The organism is Myxococcus sp. RHSTA-1-4 (assembly GCF_020037125.1).
Taxonomy (GTDB): Bacteria; Myxococcota; Myxococcia; order Myxococcales; family Myxococcaceae; genus Myxococcus.
This window is the reverse complement of record NZ_JAIQDG010000008.1, coordinates 191,839-212,307: the sequence shown is the minus strand read 5'-3', so window position 1 is coordinate 212,307 and position 20,469 is coordinate 191,839. Positions and strand designations below refer to the sequence as shown.

Annotated in this window: 12 protein-coding genes; 4 read left to right on the top strand and 8 right to left on the bottom strand. The window is 71.9% G+C overall.

Annotated elements, in window-relative coordinates:
• Positions 1-178: 178 nt before the first annotated feature.
• On the bottom strand, positions 179-1,639 hold the full coding sequence (locus tag K8638_RS14085) for a lipopolysaccharide assembly protein LapB (RefSeq protein ID WP_223755024.1): 1,461 nt from the start codon (positions 1,637-1,639) through the stop codon (positions 179-181).
• Positions 1,640-1,821: 182 nt separating this feature from the next.
• Here K8638_RS14085 and K8638_RS14080 point away from each other — a divergent pair, with 182 nt between their 5' ends.
• Positions 1,822-3,267 (top strand): alkaline phosphatase, encoded by a 1,446-nt coding sequence (locus K8638_RS14080; RefSeq protein ID WP_223755023.1) that lies wholly within the window; start codon positions 1,822-1,824, stop codon positions 3,265-3,267.
• A 17-nt stretch (positions 3,268-3,284) separates the two neighbouring features.
• On the opposite strand, the gene K8638_RS14075 is transcribed toward K8638_RS14080, so the two are convergent.
• From K8638_RS14075 to K8638_RS14060, 4 genes are all read right to left on the bottom strand, one after another.
• A complete protein-coding gene (locus K8638_RS14075) occupies positions 3,285-4,016 on the bottom strand; it encodes a head GIN domain-containing protein (RefSeq protein ID WP_223755022.1) in 732 nt (243 codons plus the stop codon).
• A gap of 88 nt (positions 4,017-4,104) precedes the next feature.
• Positions 4,105-7,200, bottom strand: coding sequence for a protein kinase (locus K8638_RS14070; protein WP_223755021.1), 3,096 nt, complete (start codon positions 7,198-7,200; stop codon positions 4,105-4,107).
• Between the two features lie 162 nt (positions 7,201-7,362).
• The gene (locus K8638_RS14065; protein ID WP_223755020.1) at positions 7,363-9,789 is read right to left on the bottom strand and encodes a PQQ-dependent sugar dehydrogenase; all 2,427 of its coding nucleotides are present in this window, start codon (positions 9,787-9,789) and stop codon (positions 7,363-7,365) included.
• A 1,094-nt stretch (positions 9,790-10,883) separates the two neighbouring features.
• The gene (locus K8638_RS14060; RefSeq protein ID WP_223755019.1) at positions 10,884-11,078 is read right to left on the bottom strand and encodes a hypothetical protein; all 195 of its coding nucleotides are present in this window, start codon (positions 11,076-11,078) and stop codon (positions 10,884-10,886) included.
• Positions 11,079-11,244: 166 nt separating this feature from the next.
• Here K8638_RS14060 and K8638_RS14055 point away from each other — a divergent pair, with 166 nt between their 5' ends.
• Positions 11,245-13,140, top strand: coding sequence for a ribonuclease R family protein (locus K8638_RS14055; RefSeq protein ID WP_223755018.1), 1,896 nt, complete (start codon positions 11,245-11,247; stop codon positions 13,138-13,140).
• A 4-nt stretch (positions 13,141-13,144) separates the two neighbouring features.
• On the opposite strand, the gene K8638_RS14050 is transcribed toward K8638_RS14055, so the two are convergent.
• The gene (locus K8638_RS14050; protein ID WP_223755017.1) at positions 13,145-13,867 is read right to left on the bottom strand and encodes a VCBS repeat-containing protein; all 723 of its coding nucleotides are present in this window, start codon (positions 13,865-13,867) and stop codon (positions 13,145-13,147) included.
• Positions 13,868-14,094: 227 nt separating this feature from the next.
• Complete coding sequence (locus K8638_RS14045) at positions 14,095-14,589, bottom strand: YkgJ family cysteine cluster protein (protein WP_223755016.1); 495 nt, start codon at positions 14,587-14,589, stop codon at positions 14,095-14,097.
• Between the two features lie 154 nt (positions 14,590-14,743).
• On the opposite strand from K8638_RS14045, the gene K8638_RS44855 reads away from it, so the two are divergent.
• A complete protein-coding gene (locus K8638_RS44855; protein ID WP_305071162.1) occupies positions 14,744-16,321 on the top strand; it encodes a kelch repeat-containing protein in 1,578 nt (525 codons plus the stop codon).
• A 205-nt stretch (positions 16,322-16,526) separates the two neighbouring features.
• On the top strand, positions 16,527-18,563 hold the full coding sequence (locus K8638_RS14035) for a PilZ domain-containing protein (protein ID WP_223755015.1): 2,037 nt from the start codon (positions 16,527-16,529) through the stop codon (positions 18,561-18,563).
• A 152-nt stretch (positions 18,564-18,715) separates the two neighbouring features.
• Here K8638_RS14035 and K8638_RS14030 read toward each other — a convergent pair whose 3' ends face one another.
• On the bottom strand, positions 18,716-20,347 hold the full coding sequence (locus K8638_RS14030; protein WP_223755014.1) for a peptide-N4-asparagine amidase: 1,632 nt from the start codon (positions 20,345-20,347) through the stop codon (positions 18,716-18,718).
• Positions 20,348-20,469 lie beyond the last annotated feature (122 nt).

Here is a 20,469-nt window from a genome sequence, read left to right as displayed (position 1 = left end):
GAGGTCCGCTCGGGGCGCAACCCCCTTGGCTCCGGCGCTCGCGTGGAAGGAGTGCGGTTGCCCGGACGACCTTGGAGGTCCGGCGTGCGGCGGCTCCGTTGCATCGTGGGGGGCCTGCTCGGGCCCCGGGGGGTTTGTATCCCGGGGCCCGAGAGTCCTCGTTCCACCTGTCACCCCGCTACGGCTGTGTCCCCGCTGCCTGCGCCGGCGCGCCCGCCGCGAAGGACAGCAGGTACGCCGGCTCGTCCCGGGTGGTCTTCTCCAGCAGCTCCTCCGTCAGCGACGCCAGCGGCCAGCGCTCCATCGCCGTCTTCCGGAACTGGTCGATGGCGCCCTCCAGCGCTTCAATCTGGGCGAGCGCCATCTGCCGTCCCAGGTCGTCCCCCATGTCCTGCGCGCCGGCGCGGACGAGCTGCAGGCCCGCCATGCGCTCCAGGAAGGTGGGCTGCTCCATCATCCGCGTGCCGATGTCCCGGCTGATGCGGCCCAGCCGCTTCAGCCCCTCGGGGGAGAGCGCGCCCCGCGTGCCCACGTTGCGCGTGCGCAGAATCCACGAGCCCCGGTCCACCAGGCTGCGTGACACCGCGGCCATGGCCGTGGCGCTGGCATCGGGAACCCCGGAGTCCTTCAGCCGCTGGCGCGCCTGCTGGTACAGGTCCGCGAACGAGCCCTCCCGCCACACGGGGAGCGCGGCCACCTTCTCCAGCGCGTCCAGCTCCGCGGCGCTCAGCTCCGAGCCCTGCTCCGTGTCTCCCAGCAGCAGCAGCAACTGGAGCTGCATGGAGCGCGGGTGCGCCGCCGCCAGCGCCTCCAGCTTCTGGCGGAAGACCTTCCGGGCCTCCTCGTGCGAGGACTCCGGCAGCGCGTCTCCCCGCAGCGCGTCCATCACCGCCAGGTAGAGGGCCGGGTCCTCCAGCCTGGGGACCTGCGACAGCAGGAAGAGCGCCTTCTCCGCGTCCAGCCGCCGCGAGCCGAGCGCCAGCAGCAGCTTCACGTCGTCCGAGGTGGCGCGCGTCCAGGCCGCCTTCTCCGCCTCCACGTCGGCCGGGTCGGGCGGCAGGGGCGTGGCGCCGGGGAGCAACTGGCTCTTGCGCAGGTCGGGCCGGCCCAGGGACACCCAGGCCTCGCGGAAGGCCTGCTGCCAGCCGGTGCCCGGGGTGCGCCGCAGCTCGCGCAGCCGCTCCAGCAGCTTCACCGTCTTGGAGCCCGGCGCGGCGTCCTCCAGCTTCTCGAGCGCGGCGCCGGCCTCCGCGTCATTCCCCGCCTCCACCGCGAGGCACGCCTGGAGGAAGAGGGCGGGCGCGTGGTCCGGCGCCAGCTTCAGGGCCTCGGCCAGCTCCGCGCGGGCCTTGTCGGCGTTCCCGGTGGCGGCGGCCCGGGCGGCGCGGTCCGTGTGGCGCAGCACCTCCGTGGGGGCCTGAGGCTTCGGGGCCTTCGCCGCGTGCGCGTCGCCGTGCTCGTCGTGCCCTTCGTGGCCGTGGCCGTGCGTTTCCCCCGGCTTCGAGCCCCCGCCGGTCCGGCCTCCCACGAGGACGAAGGCCGCGGCCAGCAGCGCCACCACCATGCCGCCGATGCCCCAGAGCATCCGCTTGCGGCGTGGGGATGGGCTGGCGGGAGAGGAGGGCGTCGGGTCCGTCATGGAGCGGGGTCTCCGAAAAGAGGGGTGGGGGAGGCGCATTCCATCCGCCCGGGGCCATGGGGAGCAAGCCGGCCCGCGTCGCGAGGCGTTGTCGGGTTGACCCCTCCTCTCCGAGTCATTGACGCGGAGTGCGCGCTGCTTCGGAATCACACCGGTAGTCAGGGCACAGGAGGCCCCTTCCCATGGCGCTCGCTTTCCCCGTTCACCCGGTCACGGTAGGCCCCATCGTCGGCTCCACCACGGACACCACCGTGCGCCTCTGGGGGCGGGGCGAGCCCCCCCGTCCGCCCGGCGGTGGCTTCTGCTACGGCATCGCCCAAATCCTCGTGGCGGGCTCCACCACGCCCGAGCAGGCGGCCTATTTCAAGCTGCGCGCCGAGGATGACTTCACCGGCAGTATCGACTTCAGCGGCCTCCAGCCGGCGCGCGTCTATGCGTACCGCATGGGCTACTTCTTCTCGGACGTGGAGCAGCACCTGCTGGCGCCGCCGGTGGGGCTGGACCTGCAAGGGGCCTCGGCGGGCACCTTCCACTCCGCGCGGGCGCCGGGCAGTCCGGAGCTGTCCTTCGTCTTCGGCTCCTGCCGCCACCCGGGCCCGTCCGAGGAGGAGTACGTCGGTCTGAGCAACCGCGGCGACCGCATCTTCGAGACCATCCTCAATCAGGCAGCCAGCAAGCCCACGGACCTGCTCCTCATGGTGGGGGACCAGATCTACGCCGACGTGCGGCGCGACGCGCGCACCTTCGAGGAGTACTGCGACACGTACCGCAAGGCCTTCACCCAGCCCCATCTCCGGAGGCTGATGTCGCGCGTGCCCACGTACATGACGCTGGATGACCACGAAATCGTGGACAACTGGTCCATGGACAAGCTGGTGGACCCGGCCCTCAGCAACGAGCAGCGCTGGGCGAACCGGGTGCGCTACCTCGCGGCCATCGAGGCGTACCGCTGCTATCAGGTGGTGCACGGGCCGGCGCTGGAGCGGCGCAACACGCCCGGCGTCACCAACGCGCTGACGCGGTACTGGTACGACTTCCAGGCGGGGCCCGCGCGCTTCTTCGTCCTGGACACGCGCACGGAGCGCTACCACGGCACCCGGCCGCCGCAGCTCATCAGCCCCACGCAGATGGAGGCGCTGAAGCACTGGCTGGTGAAGGACCCCAGGGACCTGAAGTTCGTGGTGTCCTCGGTGCCGTTCTTCCCGGACGTGAAGCTGGCGGGCCTGGCGGCGGTGGAGCGCAAGGACAAGTGGGCGGGCTTCCTGCACCAGCGCCAGCACCTGCTGGACTTCGTCCGCGACAACGACGTGCGGCGCGTGGTGTTCCTCTCCGGGGACATCCACGCGTCGCTATGGAGCGAGCTGCGCTGCACCTCGCGCCCGGACTTCCGCCTCTTCTCCATCATCTCCTCGGCCTTCGCCGCGCCGGCCTTCGTCCCGCCGGAGTTCATGTACGAGCAGGCCGGCATCCTCGACGGACAGTCGGACTACGTCGTCGCCCGGCACGGCGGCTACGTGCAGCTCAGCAACTTCACCCGGCTCACCTGGAAGGAGCCGGTGCTGCGCGTGGAGGTGTTCGAGCGCAAGGGCGCCCGCGTCCAGGACGCGGAGCTGCGGCTGGACCCGTAGGGGGAGGCGCTCGCGCATCAGTCCTTGTAGACGACCTTGGAGCCGCCGCTGGTCTCCACGTCGCTCCTGTCCGGGCGGGACACGAGCTGGATGACGCTGCCGCCGGACGCGTCCCCGCTGACGCGGTCCGACGCGTCGGCCTCCACGCGCGAGCCACCGCTGGCCTCGGCCTCCAGCGCCTTCACGCCCTTGATGTCGAGGGCACGTACCACGGCACCGCCGCTGGCCTCGGCGTCGATTTCAAGCGCGCGGCCGGACAGCGTCACGCGCGCGCCGCCGCTGGCCTCGGCCTCCACCTTGCGTGCGTCCACGTCACGCACGGAGACGACGGCGCCGCCGCTGGCCTCGGCGGAGAACTCGTCGGTGTTGGTGGCCTCGGCTTCGATGCGGCTGCCGCCGCTGGCGCTCACGCTCTTCACCCTGGGGTTGGAGACGTAGAGGTAGACCCGGCCGCCGTTGAAGTTGTCGAAGAAGCCCTGCCGCTCCACCCGGGTGACGAGGATGCCGTCCTCGACCTTGAGCTGGATGCGGGCCAGCAGGTCCTGCGGCCCCTCCAGGCGCACGGACTTCGCGCCCACCTTCACCTCCGCCTTGATGCCATGGCCCACGGCCACGCCGTCGAAGTCGGGGACGTCACGGACCTCGCCCTTCTGCGCGGCGGCGGAGTCCTGCTCTTCCTGAGCCTGGGCATGGGCACAGGCGGACAGCGCCAGGAAGGAGACGAGGAGGGAAACGCGGGTGGTCATCATGGGGGACACTCCAGGCAAGGTGGGGCCCAGGGCTGGCCCCGACATGCCCGGGGTACGCACGACCCGCGAAGTCGATTGCGCCGGCCGGCTACTGACTGGAGAGCATCGCCAGGGGGATGCGGACCGCGGTGGTCTCCCCGGGCTTGATGTCCACCGGGAGACGGTGCGCCTTCTCGTTGCCGTCCACCAGCTTCAGCGTGTGCTTGCCGGAGGGCAGCTTCACCTTGAAGAGGGGCGTGTCTCCCAGCTCCTGGCCGCCGAGGAACACCTTGGCGTAGGGCTCGGTGACCAGGGTGAGGAAGCCGGGCTCGCCCGCCGGGGCGGCCTCCGAGCCGGCTTCGGCGGCCGTGGCGGGAGCCGCCTCGGAGCCGCGGGGCTTCCGGGCCGGAGCCTCCCTGGAACGCTTGGCGACGTTCCGGGTCTTCTTGGGGGCGGGAGACTCCTCGGGTGGGGTGCCCTCGTCGAGTGACCGCTCGGGGTCCGCCGAGGGAGCCGTGCCCGGTGTCTCAGACCCGGCGGCGTCCGTCAGCGTCGTGGGGGCCGCGCGTGCGGCGTCCGCGCCCGCCATCGCCTTCGCCGGGTCTGGGGCCGTCGCGGACGGGGTCCCCGTGGCGGCTCCATCCGCGGGCACCGTGCCGGCGACGGCCTTCGGCTTCACCTGGGTACCGGACTCCGCCGGAGCCGGGGTGCTTCCCTGCTTCGAGCCGGCGGGTTCCGGGTTGCCGGCCTTCGGACCCACGCCGAGGCGGGCCAGCGCGGGCTTCAACACCGCGGACACGCGGCCCTTGTCCAGCCCGAGCAGCACCGCCACGGCGCCAAGGCCGAGGACCAGCAGCAACACCGCCGCCACGGCGGCCCACGCCCGGCTCCGTTGCTCCCGGCGATGGGCGCGGGTGCCACGCTGGGTGGTCTCGTGCGCGTCGTAGTCATCGAGCGTCGCGTCCTCCGGGTCCTCGGACCTGACCATGGAGCGGACGGGCTCGGTGGTGACGTCCGGCGGCGCGAAGGGCGGCGGAGGAGGTGAGCGCCGGCGGCCACGCCGGGGCTTGTACGTGGGCGTGATGGAGACGCTCTCCTCCTGGTTCTCCGGTGCCGGAGCCGGCGAGCGGGCCATCGGAGCCTGCGCGTCGCGCATGACGGGCGCGGGCATGCGCAGCGGGGCCTGCGCGTCACGCATGACGGGCGCGGGCGCGCGAACCATCGCCGTCTGGAATTCGCGCTCCGGTGGGGGAGGCGGAGGGGCCGGCGCGCGAACCATCGCCGTCTGGAATTCGCGCTCCGGCGGAGGAGGTGGCGGAGTCGGCGCGCGGACCATCGCGGTCTGCACGTCGCGCTCCGGCGGAGGAGGCGGCGGAGTCGGCGTGCGGGCCATCGTGGTCTGCACGTCGCGCTCCGGCGGAGGAGGCGGAGGGGCCGGCGTGCGGACCGGCACGCCCCGCTCGACCGGAGCGGGGGCACGGAGCATCGCGGTCTGCAGGTCCCGCTCGGCCGGCGGCGCGGGAGCCGCGGCGGCGCGGGCGTTGTCCAGCGTGCGGGCCCGGGGCCGTGCCTCGGCACGCGCCGGCTCGTCCGCGCCGGCCGGCGGGCCCACCGCGCGCATTCCCTCCAGCGTGTTCCTCGCACGCGGCCGAGGCTCGGCCCGGGGCGGCTCCTCCGAGGCGGAGGTCGCGGACTCCGGGCCGCGCGTGGACACCACCGAGGTGGCCTCCTCGGGTGCGTGGACGGGGTCGGGCTGCTGCGCGCGGAGGGTGAACTCCGGCGGCAGTGCCGGCCGGCCCGGCTGGGTGCGGACGGAGAGCTCCGCGTCGTCGGAGGGCGGCGGAGGCGGCGTCATCGCCTCGGAGGGCGGCGGTGGCGGGCGCGAGACCTCGCCCGACATCGTCCGCGGAGGCACGCGCTTCTGCGGCGGCGCCGCGAGCGGGGGCCTGGCGCGGACGGTGCCCCCCTCCTCCGTGGGAGGCGGAGCGTACGCCGGGGCCGTGACGGTCGGCCGCCGGGGCGCGGGCGCACCCGGGGGCGGCGCCGCGGGCTTCGTCGTCGCGGGCGCCTTCGTCGCGGGCACCGTCGTCGAGGTGCGGGCCGGCGGTGGAGGCGCGCTCGGGGCCGGCGCGGCGCCTCCGTTGACGGTGGGTGCCTCGGCGGACTCCGAGCCCATGGCCAGCACACGCGCCAGGCTCATCACCCCGGTGTTGTCACCCGAGGTGGCCTGCCCGGCCATCAGCAACTGCCGCGTCTGCTCGCGCCGGTCGGCGAAGAGGCGGCGCATCAGCTCGCTGCTCTGCTCGGGGTGCCAGATGCTCGGGCCCACCGCGCGCTCCAGGGCGCGGGCGAACTCCAGCGTGGAGGCGTACCGGTCCGCGCGCTTCCTCGCGAGCGCGCGCATCACGATGGCGTCCAGCTCCGGCGGCACGTTCTTGTTGGTGCGCGACGGCGGCGTCACCTCGCAGCGCAGCACCGCGTTCATCATCGCCTCGGCCTGCTTCGCGTAGAACAACCGCATGCCGGTGAGGCACTCGTGCAGCACCACGCCGAGGCTGAACAAGTCACTGCGAGCGTCCAGCGGCTCGCCCATGATCTGCTCGGGGGACATGTAGCCGCTGGTGCCCTTCACCATGCCCACGGCGGTGCGGCTGGCGCGGGCCAGGCTCTTGGCGATGCCGAAGTCCAGCAGCTTGGTGACGCCCTCGTACGTCACCATGATGTTCTTCTCGGCCACGTCGCGGTGGATGACGGGCGAGGGGTGACCCAGCGGGTCCGTGAAGGTGTGCGCGTAGTGCAGCGCCACGGCCGTGTCGCGCACCGCCATCAGGCTGAAGCCCATGGGGATGGGCATGTTGTTCTGCCGGCACGCGCGGGCCACCTCCACCAGCGTGGCGCCCGGCACGAACTCCATGGACAGGAACAGCTCGCCCTCGGCGATGTCCAGGTCGTAGACCTGCGCGATGTGCGGGTGGTTGAACGCGGCCGTCACCTTGGCCTCGTCCAGGAACATCCGCACGAACTCCTCTTCGCCGCGGATGTCCGGCAGAATCTGCTTCAGCACCACCAGCTTGCGGAAGCCCGCGAGCCCACGCTGCGACGCGAGGAAGATCTCCGCCATCCCGCCTGTCGACAGGCGGCAGAGCACCTCGTATTTGCCCAGCAATCGCGCATCCGGCGCGAGCGGCAGCGTGTTCCCACTCATTGGAATGTCGCGAATCTACACCTCCAGCCGGACGGACGCGAAAGCCCGGACTCCGCCGGTTTGCTATCAGACTCCACGACTTCCTGGGATGGGCGGAATTGATGCACGGTTCAGGTAGGGAATCGTGCGAGGACCCGACCTGCCAGGGTGTCTTCGCGGGGCTCAGGGGGAAGCCGTGGGTGTGGAGGGCCTCAGCCGGTCGGCGGGGATGACCTGCTTGGGGCGGCTGGGGCTGGACCAGAGGAGTCGGGCATTGGCGACGCCGCTGGTCTCGAAGAACTCCATGCGGAGGCTGTACGCGCGGCCGGCCTGGAGGGCGATGGTGCCCAGGTTCTCGGTCGTGTCGTGGCGGGCCCAGTTGTCGATGAGGAGCTGCCCGTTCACCCACAGCCGCACGCCGTCGTTGCTCTGGGTGTAGAAGGTGTAGACCTCCGAGAACTGGGGCACCACGCTGCCCGTCCACCGGGCGGAGAAGGTGTTCCCATCCATGGAGGCGTCCGGCGAGCCGTCGCCCCAGCGGAAGTCCACGGTGGTGTCCACGCGCTCCAGCTTCGCCCCGGTGAAGTCCAGCGCGTCGAAGTACTCGGCGCGCAGGCCCACGCTGGTGCTGGTGGGGCTGTAGACGGCGGTGTAGCGCGTGTCGGCCTCCGGCGTGCGCACGTCGTGCTGCGCGGAGGCGCCGTGGGACCAGCGGGAGAAGACATACGTCACGCCGTCCTTCTGCTGGGGCGACACCACGCCCAGGGCGCGGAGCATCCCCACCACGCTCTCCACCTGCGAAGGCGTCGCGCGGGGCTGCCCGTCGAGCGTCACCGCCAGCCCGGGCGGCTGCGTGTCGAAGGAGAGCTTCACCTTGCGGGGCAGCACGTCCCGGGACACCGAATGCGTGGTGCCGCTGGAGTCCTTCACGGTGAGGTGGACGCGGTACCACACGTTGGAGGCCGTCTCGCCCGTGTCCGGCACGGTGAAGCTGCCGCTCTTCACGCCCGAGGTGGAGGGGACGAAGGGGTGCAGGTGGTCACCATGGTGGAAGTCCACGCGCCAGGTGAAGGCGCTCGCGGGGAGCGTGCCGTCCTCCGCGTCCGTGGCCTCCCCCGAGTAGGCGAGGGTCTCCGTGGCGCGGTACAGGGTGCCCGTGGCGGGCGTGAGCAGCGTGGCCACCGGAGCGCTTCCCGTGGCCACGGTGAGGACGGCCTCGTTGCTCAGCACGGAGCCGTAGGTGTTGGACACGCGCACGCGGAAGCGTGCGCCCGAGTCGGAAAGCGTCACGGCCGGCAGCGAGAGGCTGGTGCTCGTGCGGCCGGCGAGGTCCATGCCGTCGCGCTGCCACTGGTAGGTCAGGGGTGTCGCGCCTCCGGCCTCCACGGAGAAGGTGACGGGTTGGCCGGCGAGGATGAGCTGGCTCTCGGGCTGGCGCAGGAGGGTGGGGGTGCCGCTGCTGGCCGTGTAGTGGATGCGGCGCACGGAGTTCTTGCCGCGGTCCAGGTAGTAGAGGCTGCCGTCCGGCCCGACGTCGAGGTCCACCGGTGCGCTCAGGCCGCTGGCGAACAGCTCGGTGGCGCCGGTGGAGGGGTTGAGGACGCGAATCCATCCGCTGCAGTAGTCCGCGAAGAAGTAGCGGCCCACGTAGGCGGTGGGGAACTGGACGCGGGCCGGGTTGTAGAGGGTGCCGCCGGTGATGGCGCAGCCGGCCGTGGTGCCGCTTCCGTGGCCATAGGCATGCAGCGGGGCGCGGAAGCGCGGGTCGGTGGTGGGGCCCTCGGTGTCGGGCCAGCCGTAGTTGGAGCCGGCCACGCCCACGTTGATTTCCTCCCACAGGTTGGCGCCCACGTCGTTGATGAGCATGCGGCCGGTGCCCGGCTGGATGGCGAAGCTGAAGGGGTTGCGCAGGCCGCGGGCCCAGATGGCGCGGTAGATGCCGGTGGTGCTGGTGACGAAGGGGTTGTCGGTGGGGATGGAGCCGTCGCGGTTGATGCGCAGCATCTTTCCCTTCACGGTGGTGAGCTCGCGCGCGTTGGCGGAGCGGGTGTTGTCACCCACGGCCACGAAGAGCTTCCCGTCCGGACTGAAGTGGAGGGCGCCGCCGTTGTGATTGGTGGCGGTGGTGAGCGGGTCCAGCTCCATGAGGATGAACTCACTGCCGGCGACGGCGCGGTTGCCGCTGGCGGTGAAGCGGCTGATGCGGTTGCGGAGCACGGGTGTGGGGGACGTGTAATAGACATACACGTACGGCTGCTGCGGGAAGCCGGGGTCGAAGGCGACGCCGAGCAGGCCGCGCTCGCCCTGGTTGTCGGTGGTCACCGTGACGAAGGGCTCGGACAGCAGCACTCCGTTCTGGATGACGCGCAGGGCGCCTCCCTGCTCGCAGACGAAGATGCGGCCGTCGGGCGCGAGGGCCATGGACGTGGGACTGGAGAGTCCATGCGCGACCTCGGTATCGGCGAAGAGGGGTGGAACGGCGGCGGCGCGGTGCTGGCCGGGGGCGGACTCGGGGAGCGGGGAGGAGGGCCCCGAGGATGATTCGGGTTCAGCGCAGCCCGCGAAACACAACAGACAGGCGAGGAATACGGGGAGAAGATGGATGCGCATGGTGGAACGCTCCGGTGAGACATCGCCCGGTTGTTTCAGGGCGTTGTCAGGCGCGAAGGTGCGGCAACGGGACGCGCGCGGAAGGGCGCGAGCGGAGCGGGTGTCCGGAAGCGGTGTTTCAACCGGGGCGAGTGGACGGGATGCGCCAGGAGCCTCGTATCGGGAGGAGGGGCACTGTTGTCGGGTGCAATCCCGCGGCTGTGACAGGAGGGGCTACCTGTCGGGCTGGCAGACCCAGGGACGGGTTGGCTTTTTTCCCTGTGCGCAGCGGTAGCCCTCGGGGCAGGTGCTGGCGTCCCGCGGGTCACAGCTCGGGAGGCAGTGCCACCGGTCGCAGGTGAAGCCCTCGGGGCAGGGGGGCTTGTCCGGGCCGCACCTCTCGATGCATTCCGTCCAGGCCTTGCCGGGCTTCTCCACCGAGGTTCTCACCCGGCATTCGCGGCCTTCGGGACATGGCGAATGCTGGCAGTCGGGGCCGTAGACCACCGCGCACTGCGAGACTCCGTCGTCGTGGCGGATGCAGTGCTGGCCCTCGGGACACCCGCGTGTCTCACAGGTCGGCAGGCAGATGGGCTCGGGAGGAACGTTCCCGCAGAAGAAACCATCCGGGCAGCTCGCGGGTTCATTCAGGCGGCAGGGGCGGCCGCACCATCCCGCCCCCGAGTCCGCGCACAACAACCCTGGCTCACATGCATCCTGCCGGTCTGAAGGGAGCGGCAGGCACTCCTCCCCCTCCTTGCGAAAGCCCAGCGGGACGCAGAAGCGCACGAGCCGTTCCCTGGTCACGGAGGCCACATCCCGGCACACGAGCCCGTCCGGGCACTGGGCATCCGTCATGCACTGGCTGTCGCTGCAGTAATGGGTGAAGACACGGGAGTCTATCACGCAGACCATGGGCGACTCGCAGTCCGAGTCCCTCCGGCATTGGCGGTGGTACGTCACCCGCTGCATGCGCTCCTCGAAGGAGAGCATGGGGCTGACCCGTGTGGCTTCGGACGTGGGACTCGGTGCTTCTGGCCGCAGGCTGAGCAGCACGAGCAGCAGCGGCACCGGGAGAAGCGCGCCCACGCTGAGCCCCATGGCACCCCGCCATTTCATGAGCCGCACTCCTCGAGGCACTCCTCAAGCTCCTCGATGTCCTCGATGCCCCTGCAGCGATTCTTGTACTCATCATCGGAGCAGCCGTATCTCTCCATCAACTGCCTCACGTCCTTGTGGGCAGCCCTGTCGAACGCCCCTCCCGGCATGTGGTTCCGGGGGCAGTCCGTCAGGACCACCAGCAGCGACACGTCCAGGCACACGGTTCGCCAACGCATTCGCGGTCCCCCCGGCGAAAAGCAGGCCGCTCAACGGTAGCAGGCCCGGGGACCGGCACTTTCCGCGCGCTCCCGCCCTCCGTCCTCCCGTGGACACGCTCCACCGGGCACGAAGTGGGCTAAGACGCGCTCAAGGCTCATGGACACTTCCGCTTCCCCTCGCTCCGTCACCGGACGTATCGACGTCCACCCTCGCGGCTTCGGCTTCCTCACCGTGCAGTCACCCGGCTCGCACGAGGTGCTGTCCGCCTTCATTCCTCCCCCGGACCTCAACCCCTTCTTCGCCGGCGACACCGTCACGGCCACCATCACCGCCGCGGCGGACGGGCGCTGGACGGCGAGCGGCCTGTCGCTCGTGGAGCGCACGCGCACCCAGGTCTACGGCGAGGTGGTGATGCGCAAGGGCTCGCCCCTCCTGCGTGTGGACCGCGAGGTGGCCAACGCGGACTGGGCGCTCGACACCGCCGGCACGCAGGTGCAGCACGGCGACGCGGTGGTGGCGCGCATCGTCGAGGGCAAGCTGGTGCTCCTCTACCGCGTGGAGCCCGGTGAGGACCGCTCGCTGGAGCGCATCATCGCCCGGCACGGCCTGCGCAAGTCCTTCCCCGCCGAGGTGGTGGAGGAGGCCCGCCGCGCCCGCGCGGTGTCTCATGCGCCCGGCGCGCGTCGTGATTTGCGCGCCATCCCCACGGTGACGGTGGACGCGCCGTCGACGCGGGACATCGACGACGCCATCTCCGTGCTGCCCGCGGGGCCGGACGGAGCGCTGCGGCTGCTGGTGTCCATCGCGGACGTGGGCGAGTTCGTGGCGGAGGGCTCGCCGCTGGACCTGGAGGCGCGCGAGCGGGCCACCAGCGTGTACCTGGCGGGGCGCGTGCTGCCCATGTTGCCGGAGGAGCTGTCCTCGCACTGGCTGAGCCTGGTGCAGGGCGAGGAGCGGCTGTGCCTCACGGTGGAGCTGCGCATCGACCCGCAGGGGCGGGTGACGGCGGCGGACGTGTACGAGAGCATCATCCGCTCGTGGGCGCGGCTGAACTACGACGAGACGGCCGCCTTCCTCGACAGGGGCGAGGTGTCACCGGCCATGGAGCCGGTGAAGGACGTGATGCCGTGGTTCCGGCTGGCGGCGGCGCGGCTGGCGGTGGCGCGCGCGGCACGCGGCGGCATGGAGTTCGCCCGCGAGGAGGCGCGCTTCACCTTCGACGAGACGACGGGCGAGCTGTCCGGTCTCGTCAGCGAGCGGCTCACGTCGGCGCACGGGATGATTGAGCGCTTCATGGTGGCGGCGAACGAGGCCATCGCCACGTGGCTGCTGGCGCGCGGCGTGCCGGGGGTGTTCCGGGTGCACGAGCAGCCGGACCCGGAGCGGGTGGCGGACCTGAATGCCTTCGCGGAGCACTCGGGCTTCGCGGCGGGCTTCGGGCGCGAGCTGACGCCGCTGGCGCTGGCCGCCTTCGACCGGCAGATTGCCGGCGCGGCGGCGGAGGCGGCGCTGCGCTCGGTGCTGCGGCGCTCGCTGGGGCCGTCGCGCTACACGGTGAAGCCGCTGCCGCACTTCGGGCTGGCGGCGCCGCTGTACCTGCACTTCACGTCGCCGATTCGCAGGTACGCGGACCTGGCGGTGCACCGGATTCTGAAGGCGTACCTGCGGGGCCGGCGGGACTTCATGGACAACGACCCGGCGGTGGAGGCGCTCGCGGTGCACATCAACGCGAAGGCGCGGGCCGCGAGCCGGGCGGAGACGGACCGTCACCGCGAGCTGGAGGCACGGTGGATGGCGGCGCGCGTGGGCCAGGAGTTCCCCGCGCGTGTGACGCGGGTGAAGCCCTTCGGCCTCGTCGCGCAGCTCGACGGGATGCTGGTGGAGGGCGTGGTGCCCTCGGAGGGACTGCCCGGAGGCCCCTTCCGTCCCGACGCCCGCGAGCTGTCGCTGGTGGGCAGGGAGCGGACCTTCACCGTCGGCATGCCGGTGAAGGTGAAGGTGGCGTCCACGGACGAGCAGCTCGGGCGCGTCGAGCTGGCGTACGTGCCGTAGCGGCTCAGCCCGCGAGGGGCAGGCCCTCGGTCTTCTCCACCAGGCTCTTCTCGTCGGCCCAGCCGAGCAGCCCGGTGGAGGACTTCACGAGGAAGAGGTAGCCCCTGCCCACGGGGGCCGCGGCCAGGACCTGAATCCTCGAGCCCTGCGCCAGGGTGGCCACGGGCGTCTTCTCCGTGCGGCTCCGGGCGAGCGGGAAGGACACCTTCACCGTGGCCTCGACGCCGACGGCGTACATCTCCTGGGGCACCTCGGTGACCTTGCCCGCCCTGGCATCCAGCACGTACTTGACGCGCCGGTTCCAGAAGCCCTGCCACGAGTCGGACAGGATGATGCCGTTGCCACGGGCCTCGGTGAGGGCGGGGACGCTGCCCAGCGCCTTCAGCCCCTTGCCGTCGAAGGCGAAGAGGTGCTCCTGCTTGTCTTGGTCCGTCTCTCCGGTGTGGACGGCCACTTCCTTGCGCTTGTCGCCGCTGTCGATGTCGACCACCGTGAAGCCGGCGGGCTCGTTGCCATCCGTCTTGCCGCGGAGGGTGGCGTTGCCGGCCTTGAGGACGAACTGGTCCTTGCCCTCATCCCACTCCAGGGAGAGGGCCTCCGGCTTGCCGTCGCCATTCAGGTCCACCGAGGCGGACTTCACCGGCCCCTCATCCCCCGCGTGCACGGCGGGCGCGGCGAGCAGGGAGAACGTCATCAGGGAGGCGAGGACAGGTGCCTTCGTCTTCATGGAGAGACCTCGGAGTGGCGCCGGGCTCGCGGGCGGGAAGGGCGCGCGGAAGGCCGGACGGGAAGGACGGTGCCGCCGCATCGTAGTCGGGTCCGTGCGTGAGGCACGCGGATTCAGGGGCGGCCGTACCCGCGTACCGGTCCGCGAGGCGCGCGCACCATGGCCCATCCGGCGCTCGGTGCCGGGCAGGTCACGCCCGCGCACGCGGACTCACGCATGTGTCAGCATCACTCGCGCCGGCCGAAGCGTCCGCGGAAGTGCTTGTCGAGGAACGCCTCGGCGCGCTCGTGGGCGGCCCGCGTTTTCTGCGGCAGGGGTCCGCCGTGCTCCGGTTGCTCCGCGCGGCGGGCGCGCTGCATCACCGAGCGGGGCTCACCAGCGGCGGTGGGCGGCAATTCCCGCCCGACGGCGTCCACCAGGGACCGGGCCTCGTCCACGACAGCGAGGGCCTCGTCGAGGGAGACCTCCTTCTCCGCGAGCGCCGCGTAGAGCTGGCAGTGGTAGCGGCGGCAGCTCGCCGGACGGTCCGCGTAGACGGTGCAGGTGAGCCCATCCAGCGCCGCGCAGTGCTGCGTGAGGGCCGGCGAGCCGTCCGCGCGCCGGGTCAGCGGGAGTCCGCGCTGCTCCAGCGCGGTGACCTCGGCGGGCTGGAGCGACACATGGGTGAAGAGGGTGCCGTCACAGCACATGCCGCAGCGCAGGCAGAGGGTGGAGAGGGGCAAGCGGGGCCTCGGTTGGTGGTGCGCACCGGGAAGCGCCTGCTGGGACTCCAGGACGGCACCGCGCGCGGAGAAGCGAAGGACTCCCTATCAACGCCCCGGCGTGAAGACCCCATCATTTAGGCCGGGCATGGAGGGGCTCGCTAGAATGCCGCCCATGCGCGCCGCATCCCGTGTCCTGCTCCTCGCCCTGCTGCTGCCGCTGCTCGCCTGCGAGAAGTCTCCGGGTGGCGTCCATGTGGTGGTGAGCGGGCCGCTGACCCCCGGCGTGGACTTCGACCGGCTCTCCGTCGTGGCCTCGCTCCCGGAAGGCACGCCCCTCGCCGTGGCCACGCTGGAGGGCGATGCGCTGAAGCTCCCCGCCACCTTCAACTTCGAGTCCGGCCCCGCCACGCCCGAGGGCACCCGGGTGTCCGTGCGCGCCACCGCCGAGCGCTCCGGCACGGTGCGCTCCACCACCTCGGGCGAGGCCACCCTCACTCCCGGCTCCGGCACCACGCTCGAGCTGTCCCTCCCGCCCATTCCCGTCCCGCCCGACGCGGGTACGCCCGTGGAAGCGTGCGACAACGGCGTGGACGACGACGGCGACGACCTGCGCGACTGCGCGGACCCGGACTGCGATGGCGAGAGCTGCCAGCCCGGCGGCCTCACCTGCGGCGGCGGCGTGTGTGGCTGCGCTGGGGGGCCCATGGGCACTGTCTCGGAGCAGCCCGGCTTCACGCGCCGCACGGCGCCCCTCGCGCTCTTCCCGGCGGTGGGCCCCTACGCGGACACGCTGGTCGTGACGGGAGGACGCGACGGCGCCGGCCGCCCCGTGGCCACGGTGGAGGTCTGGTCCCCCGAGTCCGGCGGCCTCGCGCGGGGCTCGCTCCTGGTGGCGCGCGGGGAGGCCGCGGCGCTGGCGCTGACGGATGGCGGCGTGGTGGTGCTCGGCGGTGTGCGCGAGGACGGCCGGGCCGAGGCGAGCCTGGAGCGGCTGGAGCCCGACGGCGGCACCACGCTCACGTTCTTCTCCCCCTCGCTCTCGTCCATCGGTGCCCTGGCCGGCCGGCTGGGCCCGGACGCGGTGCTCGCGGGAGGCCAGCTCTCCCAGTTCCCCTCGCCTCCGGCCCGCGACGCCGTGTTCCGCGTGTCACTCGTCAGCCCGGGCTTCGGCACGCAGTCCTCCCTCGGGCGTCTCTCGCTGTCGTGCCCCGCCGCGGGCGCGGCGCTCGGCGACGCCTTCCTGCTCGCGGGGGGCTGCGCGGGCCAGGGGCCCTCCGAGCGCACGGACGTGGTGGAGCCCTCGGGGCTGCTCGGCGTGGGCCCCTCGCTGCCCGTGGCGCTGGAGTCTCCCGCGGTGGTGGACCTGGCCTCGGGCCGCGCGCTGGTGGTGGGCGGACGCGAGGCCCTGCCGGGCGGCGGACTCGCTCCGTCCTCGCGGGCCTTCCTCCTGGAGCGCGCCGGCACGGTGGTGCGCGTGCGCGAGCTCGCTCCCATGGAGCGGCCCCGGGCCGCGCCTCGCGCGGTGCGCGCCGGCAACGGGTGGGTGTTCGTGGAAGACGGCGAGGGTGCCCCGCCGGTCTGGTTCGATCCGGCCGCGGAGCGCTTCACGCCCGCGGTGTCCCTTCCCACCTCGCGCACGGGACACGCACTGACAGCGGGACCCGAGGGCCGCGTGTATGCAGTGGGTGGACGCGGACCCGATGGGAGCCTGTACGACACAGCGCTCATCGTGCAGATGCGCTGTCCATGAGAACAAACAAGTGAGCAGAGAGCGGCGAATGAGCGACACTCACACCGTCGCTCCACGACGACTGTCCCGGAGAACGAGTTCTCCGTGACTCATTCGTGTGCAGGCTGCGCGAAAGCGTGTCTCCACAAGTCTCATACTTTTAGTGGGGATGCTTCTTTTTGCATGAGTCTGTAGAATCGAAGTCATTCAACACAACGGAGCTGTCATGCAGGTGGACACGCTGGACGGGATGAGCGGCCGGGAGTCGTTGCTGGGCTACCGGATGGGGACGGAACTGACGGCGGTGGCGTCGTTCGGAAACCGCCACGCCCCGGGCCGGCTGGTGCGGCTCTCGTTGGAGCACCTGACGTTGCACCTCGCCTCGCAGGCGTCGCTGGAGCCGGGGCAGGCCGCGTCGGTGGTGCTGGGACAGGGTGAACGCTGGGCCACCGCGCTGGACGCGGAGGTGATGGACGTCAGCGGCTCGCCCGAGGTGAGCCTGCGCTTCGTGGCGCCGCCGCTGGATGCGGGCCGCCGCATCGTCTCCGTGCTGGAGGCGCTGCGTGACAACGGGCTGCTGCTGCCTCCCGAGACGCGGCCGGTGTGGAAGGAGCGCATCGACCACCCGAACCGCGTGGCGCGCATCTGCGACTCGCTGGCGGCGCGGCAGGCCCGCGGCGTGGCGCGGCTGCCGGACGGGCGCAAGGTGAAGGTGACGGCGGACTTCTTCGACGCGCGCGAGGGCCGCATGGGCTGGCGCTTCGAGGGCGAGCTGCCCCCGCTGCCCTTCGTGCTGGAGGCGTTCGGCTACACCAGCGTGGTGCACCTGGAGGTGCGCGAGGCACGCGAGCAGTCCGGCCTGGTGGTGATGCCGGTGCCCACGGAGCTGGAGCGCTACCGCCACCGCTGGCTGCGCCGCGCGCCGCCCAGCAGCCCGTGCACGCTGTCCTTCGACCACGCGCTGTGGCCGCAGGTGCACGTGCGCCGCCCGGTGCTGGATTTGTCCTACGAGGGCCTGGCCTTCATCACCGAGCCGGGCGAGGACCTGCTCTACCCGGGCATGCGGCAGCCGGTGCTGGAGGTGGCCATGGAGGGCCTGGCTCCGGTGCGGCTGCGCGCGGAGGTGCGCAACATCTCCGGCACGGCGGAGGGCCGGCGCTGCGGCATGTCCGTGCGGCCGCTGGACGCGGCGGGTGCCAGGGCGTGGCGCGCGCTGGTGGAGGCGCAGCTCCACCCGACGACGAAGGTGGAGGGCGACTGGAACGACGCCACGTGGTCGCTCTTCGAGGGCTCGGGCTACTTCCGGCTGCCGGGCAAGGTGCCGGAGGACTTCGCGGACGAGCGTCCCGCCTTCGACGCCACGCAGGCGCGGCTGGAGGGCCGGACGCGGCTGGGCTACCGGGTGGTGCGCCCGGCGGGCGAGGCGGTGGAGGCCACGCTGTCGGTGGTGAAGCCGTACGAGGGCAGCTGGATGGCGCACCAGCTCGCGCGGCAGCAGGTGCCGGGCATGCGCTCCTCCGCGCGCGAGGCGCTGCGCGACATCTACCTGCGCGGCTACGAGCCCACGCAGGTGGACCCGGACGTGAAGTGGTTCTTCGCCTTCTGCGAGGCGAACGTTCGCTGGGTGCGCTTCACCAAGTTCGACTTCGCCACCTGGTACGAGCACACGGGCCAGACGTGCCTGGTGCCCTTCCGCCTCATGGAGGGCGAGGTGGAGCGCGCGTGGGAGATGCCCGAGGGCATCGACGTGGGGGCGCCCACCGCGGAGGAGCGCGCGCGCTTCTTCGAGCAGGTGGCCCGGACGCGGCCGGTGGCGTACCGCGAGGCGCTGGACCTGGTGCCGGAGCGCTTCGACCTGAAGCACGCGCGCGAGCAGTGGGGCGAGGCGTCGCTGGGCCGCGAGCGGGAGCTGTTCGTGGCGCGGCACGGCGGTCAGCCGCTGGTGCTGGCCGTGGTGGAGTCGGCGCAGCCGGGGCTGAACCTCTTCAACGTGCTGGACGGCGTGCGGCTGGTGCCGCTGGCGGACGACTCGCAGCCCGAGGTGCAGGACGCCATGGTGGCGCTGCTGGCCCGCGCGGCGGAGTGGTACCGGGCGCGGGGCCGCAAGGTGTTCGTCCACTACGTGGAAGCGGAGAACGTGATGTACGTGGAGCGCGCGGCGCTCGCGGACCTGGGCGAGGGCAAGCTGTGGGTCATCTCCGCCAGCCTGCTGCCCGAGTTCCTCGAGCACCTGCACGAGTCCACCACGCCGCGCTCACCGTGATGGGCCGGTGGCCGCGCCCCAGTGCGCGCGGTCTCCCCGCGAGACGCCGCCGGGCCCGAGGGGCCTGCGCGCCTCGCGGGCGCATCGCGCCCCTGCGGCGTTGCCCACCCACGAAACGTGCTGAGCCGTCTCGTGGGCTCGCCGCGCCTTGCTCAATCGCAGTGCTGGACGTCCTCGGTGACGAAGCCGTTCCGGGTGGAGATGCTCCGGTCGTAGCAGGCGCCGTGCTCGCCGGTCAGCCGGTAGTGGTGGGTGGAGACTCCCACCGCGTTGCGCTGCGGGCGCGGCACGCCGAAGGTGTAGGAGGCCTCGCCGGTGTAGACGTCGCTGAGCTTCTGGTGCTCCAGCGTGAACAGGCCCTTGGTGGTGAGCTCGTCCGCCGTGTCGCTGACGGTGATGGTGGTGGTGAGCCGGTTCTCCGGCGTCACGCTGATGAGCCCATCCAGCATGAAGCGCTTGTCGGAGCGGCTCATCGTCGGGAAGAGGCCGCGGCCCCACACGGTGACGGTGCTGGAGTCGTTCCAGGTCGCGGTGAGCGCGTCCGGGTTCTCCGCGTCCCCCTGCCAGCGGTGCATGCTCTGGTTGGACACGGACTGCTCCACGGTGGTGACCACCTTGCCGTGTGAGGTCCGCAGGTATCCGGAGACGCGCAGCTCGTGCCCGCCCTGCGTGTCCACCTGGTTCCAGCCGTCCACCACCGTGTGCGTCGAGCCGTTGGACAGCGCCCCCAGCCGGATTTCCAGCAGGCCGCCCGTCACCTGCGCGCTGCGCGAGTCCCGCCAGACGAGCAGGTTGGTGGGCAAATCCCAGCCGGGACGGCCCACGGGCACACCCAGCACCGTCACCTTGACCTGGTGAGGCTTGCCGTCGGTCAGCAGGCCGGCGAAGGGCGTGAGGTCATAGCGGATGGGGCGGATGTCGAAGGCGCGCGGCGCCGGCAGCACGTACCAGAGGAACGGGTTGGACCAGCCGCCCGTGTAGACATGCGGGAAGGGCATGGCGATGCCGGCCACCCTGCCGTCCACCTCGATTTGCACCTCGCGGTACGGGCCCTCTTCGGCGGCGGGGCAGGAGTACGGCACGGAGGCGGGCGTGGTGATGTACCAGAACTCCTCGCAGCCTCCGCCCGAGCCCGTGGCGTACACCTCGGCGACGAGCCGCTCGGTGTTGCGAGGCACCGTCACCTCTCCCAGGAGCGCGGTGCCCTCGCGGCGCGGGTTCGTCAGGGGCAGCACGTCGTCGGCGGTGTCGGCCGGCTTGTAGCGGCCCTGGGCGCGGTAGAAGGTCAGGTAGACCTGCACGTCCAGCACGCCGGTGTAGGTGTCGTTGACCACGTTGCCAATCAGCATCCACACGGGCCGCGGGCGGCTGAGCAGCGGCGCGTAGGCGGTGACGTCCTTCTCCACGGACCAGGTGATGCCCTCGCGGGAGGGCTCGGGCGTGGACGTCTTGAAGAGGGTGACGCCTCCCACCTCCAGGTGTCCGAGCCGGTCGTACTGGACGCCCTGGACCTTGCCCTCCATGCGCAGCACCACCTTGTGCCAGGGGCCGGGGCAGTCCGCGGGCGGGGTGAAGGTGCCGGTGTACGGCGTGAAGTCGTCGAACCGCTCGTCGACAATCCGCACCGTGCACGAGGCCGTGGGCGGCTTCTCCACGGCGGGGGCCGCGGTGCGGGGGTCGTCCCAGTCGGTGCCGAACTCGGGGGGCGGCTCGGCGGCCATCGCGGGCGCCATGGCGCCGAGCGCGAGGCCCGCCGCGACGAATACAGCGGAGAGACGTCTCACATGTTTCTCCAGAAAAAACAGGAAGTCGCGGAGACTAAATCTCACGAGATTCGTGGGCAACGCCATCCTGTCGTGAGCGGAGTGTGGGGCCGTGCCAGGTATGTCAGACCCCTGGCTACCCT